The following is a 14,242-nucleotide window of genomic DNA, read 5'->3' as shown; positions in this document are numbered from 1 at the left end:
GAGTGTTACTTTTGACGCTCTCACCCTTTTTTGTGCCGTGCCCGTAGCTTCTTCCGACTTCCGCCCGCTCTCCGTGGCTCCCGCCGAGCTGTTCTCAGAAAACCTGGCCGCCCACACTGCCCAGGAGCAGCACTACGCCGGCCGGCACCGGGTGGTGGCCTGGGTGCGGCTGGCCGCCTTCGGGGTCAGCATTGCGGCCGTGTGGTGGCTGTTTTCGCGTGGGCAGCTGCCGGCCGCCTTTGGCGTAGTGGCCCTGGCTTACGTGGTGTTTTTGCTGCTGGTGCGCTGGCACAATGCCGTGGGCTACCAGCGGGAGCATTACCGCCTGCTGGCCCAGCTCAACCAGGAAGAGCTGGCCCGCCTGGAAGGTAAGCTCAACGGCTTCGACCCCGGCCTGCGCTACCTCGACCCGGCCCACCCCTACAGTGCCGACCTCGACGTGTTCGGCCCGCACTCCCTGTACCAATTGCTGAACCGGGCCACTTCCCGCCTGGGGCACGACTGGCTGGCCGGCTGGCTGCTGGCCGGGGCCGAGCCGGCCGTAATCGAGCTGCGCCAACAGGCCGTGGCGGAGCTGGCGCCCGACGTAGCCTGGCAGCAGGAGTGGCAGGCCCGGGCCAAGCATTTTCCCAAGCAGGACGCCGACCCGCGCACCTTCACGGAGTGGCTCCGGCAGCCCGATTTTTTCCAGGGTAAAGGCTGGCTCACGCTGCTGATGGTTGTGTTGCCGCCGGTGGCCGTGGGCTGCGTGGTGCTGTGGTTCCTGGGGTATTCCGGACTGCTGGCCCTGGGGGCGGTGCTGGTGCTGGGCGCTCTGAACTCGGTGTTTCGGGTGGCCCGGGCCGAGTACTTCAGCCACAGCAGCTCCATGCGCGACGCCCTGCGGGCCTACCGCGACCAGCTGGCCTGGTTTGAAGCGCCAACCTGGACCTCAGCCCATTTGCGGCAGCTGCACGCTACTTTGCACGCCAGCGCCGAACACCAGCCCGCCTCCGTCCTGATCGGGCAGCTTTCCCGCATTACTGGTCTGTTTTCGGCCCGGGAAAGCCCGCTGATTGCCATTATCCTCAACAACCTGCTGCTCTGGGACCTGTGGTGCATGTGGCAGCTGGAACGCTGGAAAAAGCGTCTCGGCGGTCAGCTCGACGCCATGCTGGAAGTAGGAGCGGAGCTGGAGGCCCTGGTCAGCTTGGCCGGCTTTCAGGCCGCTAATCCCACCTATGCCGTGCCCGAGCTAAGCGCCACGCCGCTGGAAGTCACGGCCGTTGGGCTGGGTCACCCGCTCATTTTTGCCCGGCAGCGCATCAGCAATGACTTCAGCACCCGGGGCGCGGGTCATACGGGCGTTATTACCGGCTCGAATATGTCGGGAAAAAGCACGTTTCTGCGCACGGTGGGCCTGAATATGGTACTGGCCCAGGCCGGGGCGGTGGTCTGTGCGCAACAGCTGCGGCTGGCGCCGGCCCGGGTGTACACGGCCATGCGCACCCAGGACAACCTGGCCGAAAGTACGTCCTCGTTTTACGCCGAGCTCAAGCGCCTGCGCCTGCTGCTGGAGCTGACGGCTACCGGCCAGCCGGTATTTTACCTGCTCGATGAAATCCTGAAGGGTACCAACTCCCTGGACCGCCACCGCGGGCCCAGGCCCTGATCCGGCAGCTGCACCAGCGGCCCGCCAGCGGCCTGATCAGCACCCACGACTTGGAGCTGTCGGCTATGGCCGAGGAACTGCCCGGCGCCGTGACCAACTACAGCTTCAACAGCACCATCGAGGGCGACGAAATTCGCTTCGACTACCGCCTCACGCCCGGGCCCTGCCGCGAGTTCAATGCCAGCAAGCTGATGCAGCTCATGGGCATAGAAGTGAAATTGTGAAGTGGTGAATTGGTGAGTTTGACGTTCTGACGTATACTCGACTATTCCTACTGAACGCCCGGTCTGAGTTGCCGTAACTAATGACCTGCACCGTAAGTAGTGCGCAATAATGTGAGAAGCCGTTTGGGCTACTATACCAACTCACCATCTCACCACTTCACCATCTCTGCATAAGTGTACATCCGGGAAAATCTTCGTTGGCGCGTCATCTGGAAATATGCCTGGCGCAGCGTGCTGCTGTTCACGCTGTATTCCCTGTTCATGTGCTTTCTGTACGCCAAAGTCGGGCTGCGCTTTATTGCCATTCCCTGGCAGCCAGTAGCCACGCTCGGTATTGCCGTGTCGTTTTACATCGGCTTCAAGAATAACGGCTCCTACGACCGGTTCTGGGAAGGCCGGCAGCTGTGGGGCGGCATCGTGAATGCCAGCCGCACCTGGGCCATCAAGGCGCTGGAATTCGTAACGTCCGTGGTGGATGCGCCCAACGTGAGTGCCCCCGCCGCCAGTGCCTCCGAGCTTAGCCACCGCCACCGCCAGCTCGTGTACCGCCACATTGCCTGGTGCAATGCCTTGCGCATTCAGCTGCGCCGCCAGCCCGAGCTGTGGGACGAGCAGGTAGCGCCTTTTCTGGACCCGGAAGAGTCGGCAATTATGCGCGGCAAGCAGAACCCGGCTGCCCATCTGGTGCGTCAGCAAGCGGCCGAGCTGCGCATCCTGCGCGAGGAGCGGGGCTTGCTCAACGACTTCCAGCATGTGTCGATGATTGAGACGCTGGAGCAGCTCTACAACTTGCAGGGCGGCTGTGAGCGAATCAAGAATACGCCGTTTCCGCGGCAGTACGCCTTCTTTAGCTACGTGTTTGTGTGGATCTTTATTTCCCTGCTGCCCCTGGGCCTGCTGGGCGAGTTCTCCAAGCTGGGACCTTCCCACGTGTGGCTCACGGTGCCGTTTTCGGTGCTGGTATCGTGGGTGTTCAACACGATTGAAGTAGTCGGCCACACCAGCGAGAATCCCTTCGACAACCTGATGAACGACGTGCCCATGACGGCCTTGTGCCGCAGCATCGAAATTGACTTGCGCGAAATGCTGGGCGAAACCGATTTGCCGTCCCGTTTGGAGCCCATCGAGGACATTCTGTACTAGCCCTGGTGCGCCCGCCACCGAGTGGTTTGGTGTAATTAGGAGATTAGCTACACAAAAGCCCCGCTTTAGCCCGGTCGTGAGACGGGGCTTAAAGCGGGGCTTTTTGTGGGTTTAGGCGTTATAAGGCGCATTTCGGGCTCGGCGCTTTCCGGGAGTATTACCGTAAAAAAGGATGCAACATTGAATTGTAATAATCTAATTATTGATAAAAGGTAGAAACTATTAATTTAGTAATGAGCGTCTTACGCCTGAAAATAATATATTCGGGCCGTATACTATTTGCTGTCAAAATCGTATTTGACAACTGAAAAAAGGGCAGCCTCGCAGCTGCCCTGGTCCTCGTGATTTTCTGCTCTGAATACCGCCCTGAGTCCCCCTGTCTTGCCAAACCCGCCAACCATTCTTGACTATTGCGCATGGAAGTTTACCGAGAGATTCTGCCAGAAAGCTACCTGCTAATTCTGGCTGATGATGTGCCCGTTTCGCCCGAGCACGAAGACGACGCCCTGGACCGGGCGCTGAGTCGGGCCGCCCGCAGCGGAAAGTCCAGCGTCTGGGTCGACTGCAGCCACCTGCACCACCTACCCTCGGATGCGGCCGAGCTGCTCACCTATTATTACCACAAGCTCAGCAAGCACGGTATGAGCCTGGTACTCTGCCACCTCAGCGACGGTATTCGTCAGGAATTGGCCGCCCTGGCACCGGCTCTGAACATCCCGATTGTGCCCACCCTGCTCGACGCCGAAACCTATTGCCGCCATCAGCTCAGCCAGCGCGACGCCCAGACCGACGCCGCCTGAAGCCTGCTGTACGCCCACTTCACCAAGCCTTTCCCACGCCGGGAAAGGCTTGTTTTGGTTTGAGGGTCAGCGTACTTAGCTTGTAATGCTGCCCGAAGCTGGGCGGTTTTGCCAACAGCCCTTACCTTGCCGCCCGTATAAGGCTCCTGAACAGCCCCGAACCGGGGCAACCACGCGGCAATGAACGAGCAAACCCGGAAAATCCACTACTTCTTCTTCGGGCAGGATTTTTCCGACGGACTGCGCATCACCTTCGCCATTTTGCTGCCGGCTCTGGTGTGTTCCTGGCTCGGGCAGTTTGAAACCGGCCTCACACTTTCCACCGGGGCCGTCTGCATCAGCATCACCGATTTGCCGGGGCCCATTGAGCACAAGCGCAACGGCATGCTCTACGGCAACCTGTGCATCTTTCTGGTGGGCCTGCTCACCGGGGCCCTGAACTACTCCAACTGGCTGCTGGGCCTGGAAGTAGCTGTCTTGACCTTCTTCTTTACCATGTTTCTGGTGTACGGCGCCCGGGCCGGGGCCCTAGGCTCGGCGGCGTTGCTGGTCATGATTCTCAACATGGACAAGCCGCTGACGGCGGCCCAGGTGCTGCCCCACAGCCTGCTGCTGCTGGCCGGCGGCGTGTGGTATACCGTGCTGAGTCTGTTGCTGCACCAGGTGCGTCCCCACCGTGCCGCCCGTCAGGCCCTGGCCGAGTGCATTCACGCCATTGCCCAGTTTCTGACCATTAAAGCTGATTTCTATACCCTCAACACGACCCTGGACGAGGATTACCGGCGGCTGGTGGCCCAGCAGGTGGTGGTCAGTGAAAAGCAGGATGCCGTGCGGGAAGTGCTGTTCAAAAGCCGACAGATTGTAAACGAAACCACCAGCCGCGGCCGGCGCCTGGTCGTCACGTTCATCGACGTGGTGGACCTCTACGAGCATATCACGGCCACGTATTACGACTACGCGGCCCTGCGCGCCCAGTTTGGCCACACCGGCATTCTGGGGAAGTGGCCGAGCTGATCCGGCACATGGCCGTGGAGCTGGACCACATTGGGGCCGCCATTCAGGCCAACCGGCCCTACGCCACCCGGGCCACGCTCAAAACTCAGCTCGAAACCCTCAAAACCCGCATCGACGCCATCGGCGAGGAAGGCAGCTCGGGCAGCAACCTGGTGCTGAAGAAGATTCTGGTAAACCTGCGCAACCTCACCCAGCGCGTAAACGACATCCTGAATTACTTCGACTCGGCCAAGACCGGGCAGACCTACGGGCGGGAGCTGGAGTTTTCCCGCTTCGTGTCGCACGAGGAGTTTGACCTCAAGTCCATCGGCGACAACCTCACGTTCAACTCCTCGGTGTTTCGGCACGCCATCCGCATGACGCTGGCCTGCTCGGTGGGCTTTATTGCGTCCAAGTTGCTGTTTCCGGGCTACCACAGCTACTGGATTCTGATGACGACGACCTACATGCTCAAGCCCGGCTTCAGCCTGACGAAGGAGCGCAACTACCAGCGGATCTTGGGCACCCTGGCCGGTGGCGTCATCGGGGTGCTGATTCTGTGGCTGATTCCCGACAAAACCGTGCAGTTTGTGCTGATGGTAGTGCTCATGGTTATTTCCTACAGCTTTCAGCGCACCAACTACATCATCACCGTCACCTGCCTGACGCCCTTTATCCTGATTATGTTCAGCCTGCTGGGCGTGGGCTACCTGGGCCTGATTGAGGAGCGGGTTATCGACACGTTTATCGGCTGCGCCATTGCCTTTTCAGCCGGCTACCTGCTGTTTCCGAAGTGGGAGGCCGACCAGTTGCAGGTGTTCATGCGCGACGTGCTGCGGGCCAACCTGAACTACCTGCTCAAGCTGGCCGAGAATATTTCGGGCGTGTCCTACCACCAAACCGACTACAAGCTGGTGCGCAAAAACGTGTACGTTAGCTCCGCCAACCTTTCGGCCGCGTTTCAGCGCATGCTTTCCGAGCCCAAAAGCACCCAGCGCAAAAGCTCCGAAGTCCACGAGTTTGTGGTGCTGAACCACATTCTGGCTTCTAATATTGCCTCGATTACCTCCACGGCGCCTGGGCAGCCGCTGGCTCCGGCCACCCGTAAGCCCCTGCGGCAGGCGCTGCTGGGCCTGACCCGGAGCCTGAAAAAGCTTGACGACGAAGCCCAGGAGCCCGCCACCGACTTTCTGGCCGTGGAGCCCGAGGCCTTTCCCAAGCAGGTGCTCACGCCCGAAGACAACCTGCTCCGCGAACAGCTGGAGTTTATCCAGAAAGTGAGCAGCGACATCGGCAAAACCACCGACGCCATTCTGACGAAATAGCTTGGGGGTAAGGGTAACTCCGGCTCCCGGTGACTTGTTGCCCCGTTGGCTACAAACCGTGGTCGAAGGCGAACTGCAGCAGGGCAGCCATATTGGGCAATTCCAACTTGTGCATGATGTTGCGGCGGTGGGTGCCCACGGTAAACTCCGACAACGAGAGTCGCTCGGCAATGTCGCGGGTGGTGAGGCCGGCCCGGATCAGGCCCACTACTTCCCGCTCCCGGCTCGAAAGGCGGTGCAGGCGCAGCAGTGGCTCGGTAGCTTCGCCGCTCTCGGGGGCGGCCCGGCGGGCGCTCGGGGAAAAACCCGCTGCCCGGCGTGTACGCGCCGGATAGATTCCAGCAGGTGTTCGGCATCGGCTGACTTGGCCACGAAGCCGTGGGCGCCGGCCGCAGCCACCCGCTCAATGAGCTCGGGGGAGGCCGCCGTGCTAAACACCAGCACCCGCAGCTGCGGATATTGTTGCAGGGTGGGCAGCAGGGTCAGGCCATCGGGGCCGGGCAGGTGCAAGTCGAGCAGGAGCACATCGGCGGGCACTGCGGCTCCCACGGCCTTGCCCAGCCACTCCAGCAGGGCCGTACCCGAAGCTAATTGGTCTACCACTACCAGGTCGGGCTGGCCGGCAAAAAGCAGCGCCAGGCTTTGCGTGAGCATTAGGTGGTCGTCGACGATAAGCAGGCGGCAAGGACTGGAAGGCATGCTACGGGAAGGCGTGAAAAAAGAGGAGGGAGGCTAGTTAGCAAGGAATTCTGACAACAATACTACTGCCCTGCGGGGAGCTGTCGATGTAGAGCTGCCCGCGCAGATAGTCGGCCCGGGCCCGCACCCGCGCAACCCAATACCGCTGTTGCGGGAAGGCTCTGCGAAGCCCCGGCCGTTGTCTTCCACCATGATTTCTAGCTCCTCGGAGTGGCGCAGCATCTGTACCGATACTTCATTGGCCCGGGAGTGGCGAATGGCATTGTTGAGCAACTCGGCCGCAATGCGGTAGGCGGTCTGCTGAATGTGGGTCGGCAGTTCATTCACGGCCGCGTCGCAGTAGGTCCGCACGACCGGGCTGCCGTGCAGATTGTGCAGCTTGCTGAGGGCAGCCAGCGACTCGCTGAGCGTACCCAGGCCGGGCTCGGAGGGTAGCAGCGTGTGGCTGTAGGTACGTACTTCGTCGCGCAGGTGACGCAGCAGCAGCTCGGTGTGCTGGCCCACGGCCGCGGCGGCGGGCGAAGTAGCCAGGGCCTCGCGCATGGCCGGACCCTGCCAGGCCATGTGCAGCGCCGCCAGGTTGGGCCCCAGCGCGTCGTGCAGCTCCCGGGCCAGCTGGGCCCGTTCTTCTTCCTGGGCCGCAATCAGACGGGCACTTTGGGCGTTGCGCTGCCGCAGCTGTCGGATTCGCAGCTTTTCATTCTGCCGCAGCGTGTGCCGAAACCGGCCCGTGAGCAGGCCGCTAAGTACCAGCAGCTCCAGCACCAGGCCCCAGGCCAGGGCGTTGGGCTGCACCAGGTTGAAGTTGGTCAGCCCCAAATGATTCAGCCAGAACAGCAGAAAGCCTACGAAAAAGAAGAAGTAGGTCAGGGCGTAGTAGGCGCCCAGCTGCCGACGCCGGCGCGACAACAGCACGTTGAGCAAGGTTACCCAACTGTAGAGCGCCAGGGCCCCCAGCAGTACTTCGCGCAGCCCGTTGAGCAGGGTAGGGTAGAGAAGGCCGGAGCGCACCGCAACGGGAAACAGAACCGCATAGGCCAATACAAACGCCGCTGCCAGGGCCGAAAGCCAGTTGCCCAGGCGGTACAGCCGGGGCCAGCCGGAGCGCAGGCGCAGAAAGGACTGCATGATCTGCACGCCACAGGCCGCGGCCAGCAGCAGGAAATTAAACTGCCCCACCGACCATACTAGGCGGTACAGCGCGGCGGGCAGGACCCAGGCGTCGAACCCGTCTTCCATCAGCAGAAACAAGGTGATGCACACCACATACACCACGTACCAGATGTGGATTCGGTCGCGCAGGAAGGTGTAGAGCACCAGGTTGAACAGAGCACTGCTTACGTAAAAGCCCAGCAGCCAAATCCAGTGCCGCTCGAAGGGCGCCTCCACCTCAGAGGCCAGAAACTGTTCGGTCGTCTCGATGTACGTGGGCAGATACAGGGCACCCGCACGATGGTCGACGCGCAGATAAAGCACGGCCCGCTGACCGGCCTCCAGGACAAAGGGGAAGCTCAACGACCGGGCCGGGAAAGGGCGTTGATCGGCTTGCTGCCAGGAGCTGGCCTGCACCCGGTGAAACTGCTCGGAGCCGTTGGGCCGGAAGTAAAGCGTGGCGCTGTCGGTAAAGTTGTAGATGCTCCACACGTAGCGGCTGCGTTGGCTTGAGGTGTTGGCCACGGCAATACGCACCCATACGCGCTGGTGCAAAAAGCCCAGGCTAAGCGCCTTGTGCCAACGGCCGGTTTGAAAAGCCCCGGCTTGCCAGAGGCTGTCGGCCCTCTCGGGGCTGGGCTTCACCGCAAACGGCTCGGTGCAGTAGCGGTACACCTCCGACACGTGCCGATGGTTTTCATCCTGCAGGTACAGCGTGTCGAGTACGGTATGGTCATCAGCGCTGCTCTGGGCCCGGCCGGGTACCAAAAAGCCAAGCAAGAGCACGCAGAAAGAAAGCAGGCGGATGAGCACAGTGGAGGAGAAGCAGCGGGGCAGGCGTGGACGGAAAGTATACTCTGTACTTACCTAAACTCAACTGCGTTGCATGCCTGGCGAATTACTTACCGCTTATGTACAGGTCCTAGCAGCCAGAAGCCACCCCAAAACCAACTTGCACCACGGCTCAGCCACGACGAGTACTACTGAAGCGGCTCTTGCCGGGGGCAGTCCTAATCGTAGTATTGATACTGGTAACGGTAAAAAACGGGGCTGCCGTTGCCGGTATTCGTGGTTTCGCCCGTCAGGAGCCCTGTTGGGGAGTAGGAAAATACGGTATAGGTGGAGCGGATACTAACCCCGGCACTTACAGAGGAATTTTCCCGGCCGATTAGCTGCCCCAGGTTATTATAGGTGTAATTGATGACAGCCCGAGAAGAACGTAAATCCTTCGCTCTCGTGAATTCGTGCCGAATAAGGCGGTGCTGTGAGTCATAGAAACGGCGGTTCTGGGGCTGTAACCCGGTACCCCGGCGTAGCGCTGCCAATGCCTGAGCCGGCCCCATCTTTTGAGCACTGGTATCATTGGCTGCCGAGCCTAGTTTGCGCGGATTTATCTTGCCTGTTTCCAGCAGCCGGCCGCGCTGGTAGAGCAAATAGTCGAACTGATAGCTGGTGGGGTGCTGGTTCTTGTCATAAAAGCAAGTCAGGGTCAGCATTGTGTCGGGGTGGGGTACCAGGCGAAGGCTGCGCTGGACATACTCCGGGTAGTAATAATTGCCTACCAGTAGCCCGTGGGCCTTGATTTCGGTTAGCAGTGTGTCGCCGTTTTGGTAGAGCTGCTTTTCCTGCACCACGGTGTGGGTTCCATTCCGTTGGAGCACTTCCTGGTGGCCCCGTCCCAGCGCCGGATTGTACGTGTTGATAACGGTATAAGGACGGGCCGCATAAGGGTGTTCTACCAATGCCGTGCACTGGCCGTTGCTATTATAGCTCCACTGCCGATGTACCTGGCCTTGCCACCGGCCCACCTCCGTCCAGCGACCTTGCTCATCCACGGCCAGGTACTCAACGGTGTCTTGCACCTGGCCCTGTTTATCGAGGCGAGTTTTTAGCACGGTGCGCACTCGGTGGCGGGCATATTGGCGCCGGGTGGCAGAATCAGGCTCCTGTTTAATGGATCCGTCAGCGTCGACGGGAATCGTCGGAGCAATTATGATTGGCTTTGGGGCACGGTACTGATTTGGCGAGGATAATTGGTAGCGAGTTTGCGGCTGATACGGTTGCGGCTGATACAGCACACTTCCTTGCGCATGGCCCGAATAAGCTGCCAGCAGACCGGGCAACAGCAGGGTGCTCAATACGACGAAGCGCATAGGACAATAGGTTTATAAGGATAGTGACCAAAAGATAGGGCGGCAAAACCAGGAACCCAAAAACAAACAGACCCTGCCGGTAGCGGCAGGGTCTGCGGGTGAGTGGTTCGGTCAGGCTACTTCGCCGCCTGGGCTTCGGGCTTGAGCGTGCGGCCCAGCCACTCGAAGAACACCCGGTTCCAAAGCACCGCGTTCTGGGGCTTCTGAATCCAGTGGCCTTCGTTGGGGAAGTATAGGAAGCGGCTGGGAATGCCGCGCAGCTGGGCCGAGCCAAAAGCTTCCATGCCTTGGCCCTCGGGCACCCGGAAGTCCTTGCCGCCGTGAATCACCAGAATCGGGGTGTCCCACTGGCCCACAAACTGCTGGGGGTTAAACCCGGTGTAGCTCTTGTGCTGGGGCATTTCCCAGGGCGCGGCCCCAATGTCGTGCTTGGCAAAGAACATTTCCTCGGTGCTGGGGTACCAGCTGGTCAGATTAAACAGGCCGGCGTGGGCAATAAAGGTCTTGAAGCGGCCCTGGTGGTGGCCTGCCAGGTAGTACACCGAATAGCCGCCGTAGGAAGCCCCTACGCAGCCGCGCCGGTCCTTGTCCACGTAGCTTTCCTTGCTTACGTCGTCAATGGCGGAGAGGTAGTCCCGGATGGGCTGCCCGCCCCAGTCGCCGCTGATGCTGTTGTTCCATTCGGTACCGAAGCCCGGCAGGCCGCGGCGGTTGGGCGCCACTACGATGTAGCCGTTGGCGGCCATCAGCTGGAAGTTCCAGCGGTACGAAAAGCTCTGGGTAACCGGACTCTGAGGGCCGCCCTGGCAATACAGCAGGGTCGGGTATTTCTTGCTCGCGTCGAAGTCGGGCGGGTAGATGACGTAGACCAGCATCTGCTTGCCGTCGGTGGTGGTTACCTGCCGGCTTTCCACCTTGCCCATCTTCAGGCCACTCAGCTCGTCCTTGTTAATGGTGGTCAGCGGAGTTTCCTTGCCGGTTTTCAGATCCACGCGCACCAGGTCGGCGGGGCTGCTGATGGTAGTTTTGTTGGCAATTGCCTGGTCTTTGCCGGCCAGCTCAAACGAGTTGTAGTTCTGGGCACCCTTGGTGAGCTGCTTCACCTTGCCGCCCTTGCTGGGAACCGAGAAAATCTGGTCGGTGCCCTGAATAACGCTGGCGAAGTAGATGGTTTTGCCGTCGGTGCTCCAGCGGATGTTAGCCGCGGCCTGCTCCGAACCCTTGGTAATATCCGTGCGCTGCTTGGTTTTGAAGTCGTACACCACGATGCCGTTGCGGTCCGACTCAAAGCCCGGGGTGGCCATGCTTAGCCAGGCCACCTTCGAGCCGTCGGGCGAAAATACGGGCTCCGTGTCGTAGCCTTCCAGGCCCAGGCTCAGGTTTTCGGTTTTGCCTTCCCGGATGCTGTAGAGGTAGATGTCGGAGTTGGTGCTTTCGGCTTCGGCCTTGCCCGTGAGCTTGCGCGAGGTATAAGCCACTGAGTAGCCGTCGGGCGAAAAGGCCAGCTGCTCAGAGCCGGCCAAGGGCTGCAGGGGCGCGTCAAACTTCTCGCCGGCCATGGCATCCTTGCCGTAGCCGGTGGGCTTACCATCCGAGCCCACGGGCTGGAAAAACACGTGGGAGACTTTGTAATCGTCCCACACGTTCCAGTGGCGGTAGTTCAAATCGTCGATGATGCGGGCGTCGGCCTTGGGCAGGTCGGCGTACCAGTCCTTTACCTCCTTGCCCGTTTTCACGTCCTGGGTGTAGAGAATAAAATTACCCTTGGGCGCATACTTCAGATTACTCAGGCCTTCTTCCGGAAATTGGCTGAGCTGCTGCTTGCCCGAGCCATCGGCGCTGATGACGTAGAGCTGGTCGGTGCCGCCTTCGCTTGAGAGGAAGGTCAACTTGCCGTCGGGGCGCCAGTTGAGGGTATTTTCGGAAACGGCGGGGGTGTTGGTCAGCTGCTTTACCGCGCCGCCGGCCACGGGCACCAGGTAAATGTCGGCGCTGCCTTTGTTGTCGCCCAGGCTGTAGCGCGTCACTGTGAAGGCCACCGTTTTCTGGTCCGGCGACACCTGCATTTCGCCCAGGCGGCCCAGCTGCCAGAGCTTCTCCGGCGTCAGCACCGATTGTTGGGCCGCGGCCGCCAGGGGAAGGAGGGCCAGCGCGGCAAGGAATGGTTTTCTCATTGGGAAAGGTGGAAAAGGGAATTGCTCAGGAAAGGTAGAAAAACTCGCTCTACTGCCGCTGTAATCTACCCGGCCTCACTCTATCATGTGATTGAAAGAGAAATAAATAGCTTCTACATTTAGTCGGTGCCGCTCTTTCAATTCCTTCTGCCCTATGAAAACCTGCCACCCAAAAGCAATGCTGCTGGCGCTGTTCCTGCTAAGTGGCAGCTACAGCTGGTCCCAGACGGCAGCGCCGGCTACTGCGCCTGCCACGTCGAAGGCCTTGCCCAAGCTGCCGCCACCCCCGACGCTGCCGGCCAATGCTACGGCGGCCCAGAAAGAAGAATACCAGCGGCAGACCGCCGACTACGAGCGGCGGCGCTGGAATTATGTGCTAACCGATTCGGCGGCCCGGGTTCGAGTGCTGAACGAGGCCCCCAATACGCTACTGGTGGAATCCGTGAAAAATCATCCGGTGGGCACGGCGCTGGACGTGGGCATGGGTGAGGGCCGTAACGCCTTGTATCTGGCTCAGCTGGGCTGGCAGGTAACGGGCGTCGATATTGCCGATGAGGCCCTGGCCTACGCCCAGAAAAAAGCCCGGGCAATGAAGGTCAAAATCACCACTGTGCAGCAGGATGCGGACCGCTTCGACTGGGGCACCAACAAGTGGGACCTGATTGTGCTGTCCTACGCCGGGGGCCGCGAATACGCGCCAAAAGTAATGCAGGCTCTGAAGCCCGGGGGCCTGGTGGTGCTGGAAGGCTTCCACAAGGATGCCACGCAGACGATGAAAATCGGGGACGGCGTGGTGTACAGCACCAATGAGCTCAAAACGCTTTACAGCGCTGCTGGCCTGAAAATCGTGCGCTACGAGGAACCCCTGGGCACGGCCGACTTTGGCAAGCGTGAAGTGCGCCTTGTGAAGCTGGTAGCCCGCAAGTAGCCCGGAACCATAGCCCGCCCGGCACCCCGGAAACCGCCCGGCGTACTACCTTGCGCCCATGCCCGATTTTCGTCTTCGCGTTTTTCAGTCGGTGGCCCGGCACCTGAGCTTCACCAAGGCCGCCCAGGAACTCTTTATTACCCAGCCAGCCATTACCAAGCATATCCGGGAGCTGGAGCGCAGCTACGGGCAACGCCTGTTTGAGCGGCGCGGCAACCGCGTGAGCCTCACCGAAGCCGGCCGCCTGCTGCTCAGCCACGCCGACGCCGTAGAAACCCTGCACCAGCAGCTCACCGACCAGCTCCACGGCCTGCACGCCGAAGCAGCGGGCCGCCTGCGCCTGGGAGCCAGCACCACGCTGGCCCAGTACGTGCTGCCCCCGCTGCTGCCCGGCTTTCAGGCCCGCTACCCCCACGTCGAGCTGATTCTGCACAACGGCAACTCCGAGCAGATTGCCGAAGCCCTGCTCCACGGCCACATCGACCTGGGCTTTGTGGAAGGCCAGGTGAAAAACCGGGACCTGCACTACGAGCACCTGCTCGACGATGAGCTAGTAGCCGTACGCCGAGCCACCGCGGCGGGAGTACCGGCCGAGCCCCTGTCGTTGCGCAAGACCCTGGAGCACCCGCTGGTGCTGCGGGAGCGGGGCTCGGGCACGCTGGAAGTGCTGGAGTTTGCCCTGAAAGCCCACAAAACCAAGCTTTCCGATCTGCGGGTAGCCTTATACCTGGATAATACCGAAGCCATTAAGTCGTATCTGGAGGCGGCGCCCAACTGTCTGGGGTTCGTCTCGAAACGGGCGCTGCATAAGGAACTGGAAGCCGGACGACTAGAAATTGTGCCGGTGCAGGATCTGCAATTGCCCCGGCAGTTTGAGGCCGTGTGGCTGCAGGGCCAACCCTTGGCGGTGCCCGCCCGGCGGTTTCTGCTGTACGCGCAACAAGAATTCAGCAAGGATACTATAACCTGAGGTAATTACTGATAATCATTTTTGATTATC

General features: G+C 60.7%; 13 protein-coding genes. 8 read left to right on the top strand and 5 right to left on the bottom strand.

What is annotated here, in order from left to right:
• Positions 1 to 37 precede the first annotated feature (37 nt).
• The 6 genes from MUN79_RS28460 (at position 38) to MUN79_RS28435 (ending at position 6,136) form a co-directional block, all read left to right on the top strand.
• Positions 38 to 1,651 (top strand): MutS-related protein, encoded by a 1,614-nt coding sequence (locus MUN79_RS28460; protein ID WP_244675809.1) that lies wholly within the window; start codon positions 38 to 40, stop codon positions 1,649 to 1,651.
• A gap of 50 nt (positions 1,652 to 1,701) precedes the next feature.
• Positions 1,702 to 1,875, top strand: coding sequence for a P-loop NTPase family protein (locus MUN79_RS28455; RefSeq protein WP_244675808.1), 174 nt, complete (start codon positions 1,702 to 1,704; stop codon positions 1,873 to 1,875).
• A gap of 174 nt (positions 1,876 to 2,049) precedes the next feature.
• Positions 2,050 to 3,018 (top strand): bestrophin family protein, encoded by a 969-nt coding sequence (locus MUN79_RS28450; protein WP_244675807.1) that lies wholly within the window; start codon positions 2,050 to 2,052, stop codon positions 3,016 to 3,018.
• Positions 3,019 to 3,434: 416 nt separating this feature from the next.
• Complete coding sequence (locus MUN79_RS28445) at positions 3,435 to 3,818, top strand: STAS domain-containing protein (RefSeq protein ID WP_244675806.1); 384 nt, start codon at positions 3,435 to 3,437, stop codon at positions 3,816 to 3,818.
• Between the two features lie 180 nt (positions 3,819 to 3,998).
• Positions 3,999 to 4,832 carry an FUSC family membrane protein gene (locus MUN79_RS28440; protein ID WP_244675805.1) on the top strand — a complete coding sequence of 278 codons (834 nt, stop codon included), beginning with the start codon at positions 3,999 to 4,001 and terminating at the stop codon, positions 4,830 to 4,832.
• Positions 4,820 to 6,136, top strand: coding sequence for an FUSC family protein (locus MUN79_RS28435; RefSeq protein ID WP_244675804.1), 1,317 nt, complete (start codon positions 4,820 to 4,822; stop codon positions 6,134 to 6,136). Before MUN79_RS28440 ends, MUN79_RS28435 begins: the two co-directional genes overlap by 13 nt.
• Positions 6,137 to 6,185: 49 nt before the next feature.
• Here MUN79_RS28435 and MUN79_RS28430 read toward each other — a convergent pair whose 3' ends face one another.
• From MUN79_RS28430 to MUN79_RS28410, 5 genes are all read right to left on the bottom strand, one after another.
• Positions 6,186 to 6,344, bottom strand: a complete 159-nt coding sequence (locus MUN79_RS28430; RefSeq protein WP_244675803.1) for a response regulator transcription factor — start codon at positions 6,342 to 6,344, stop codon at positions 6,186 to 6,188.
• The gene (locus tag MUN79_RS28425; protein ID WP_244675802.1) at positions 6,344 to 6,835 is read right to left on the bottom strand and encodes a response regulator; all 492 of its coding nucleotides are present in this window, start codon (positions 6,833 to 6,835) and stop codon (positions 6,344 to 6,346) included. Before MUN79_RS28425 ends, MUN79_RS28430 begins: the two co-directional genes overlap by 1 nt.
• A gap of 33 nt (positions 6,836 to 6,868) precedes the next feature.
• Positions 6,869 to 8,800 carry a sensor histidine kinase gene (locus MUN79_RS28420; protein ID WP_244675801.1) on the bottom strand — a complete coding sequence of 644 codons (1,932 nt, stop codon included), beginning with the start codon at positions 8,798 to 8,800 and terminating at the stop codon, positions 6,869 to 6,871.
• Between the two features lie 197 nt (positions 8,801 to 8,997).
• Entirely contained in the window at positions 8,998 to 9,891 is an 894-nt protein-coding gene (locus tag MUN79_RS28415) for a hypothetical protein (RefSeq protein WP_244675800.1), read from the bottom strand.
• Between the two features lie 365 nt (positions 9,892 to 10,256).
• Positions 10,257 to 12,314 carry a S9 family peptidase gene (locus MUN79_RS28410; protein ID WP_244675799.1) on the bottom strand — a complete coding sequence of 686 codons (2,058 nt, stop codon included), beginning with the start codon at positions 12,312 to 12,314 and terminating at the stop codon, positions 10,257 to 10,259.
• A 154-nt stretch (positions 12,315 to 12,468) separates the two neighbouring features.
• Here MUN79_RS28410 and MUN79_RS28405 point away from each other — a divergent pair, with 154 nt between their 5' ends.
• A complete protein-coding gene (locus tag MUN79_RS28405) occupies positions 12,469 to 13,242 on the top strand; it encodes a class I SAM-dependent methyltransferase (RefSeq protein WP_244675798.1) in 774 nt (257 codons plus the stop codon).
• A 58-nt stretch (positions 13,243 to 13,300) separates the two neighbouring features.
• The gene (locus tag MUN79_RS28400) at positions 13,301 to 14,212 is read left to right on the top strand and encodes a LysR substrate-binding domain-containing protein (RefSeq protein WP_244675797.1); all 912 of its coding nucleotides are present in this window, start codon (positions 13,301 to 13,303) and stop codon (positions 14,210 to 14,212) included.
• Positions 14,213 to 14,242 lie beyond the last annotated feature (30 nt).

It is taken from the genome of Hymenobacter cellulosilyticus, from assembly GCF_022919215.1.
Lineage (GTDB): Bacteria > Bacteroidota > Bacteroidia > Cytophagales > Hymenobacteraceae > Hymenobacter > Hymenobacter cellulosilyticus.
The sequence above is the reverse complement of the archived record's forward strand: the minus strand, read 5'-3'. Positions and strand labels throughout refer to the sequence as shown.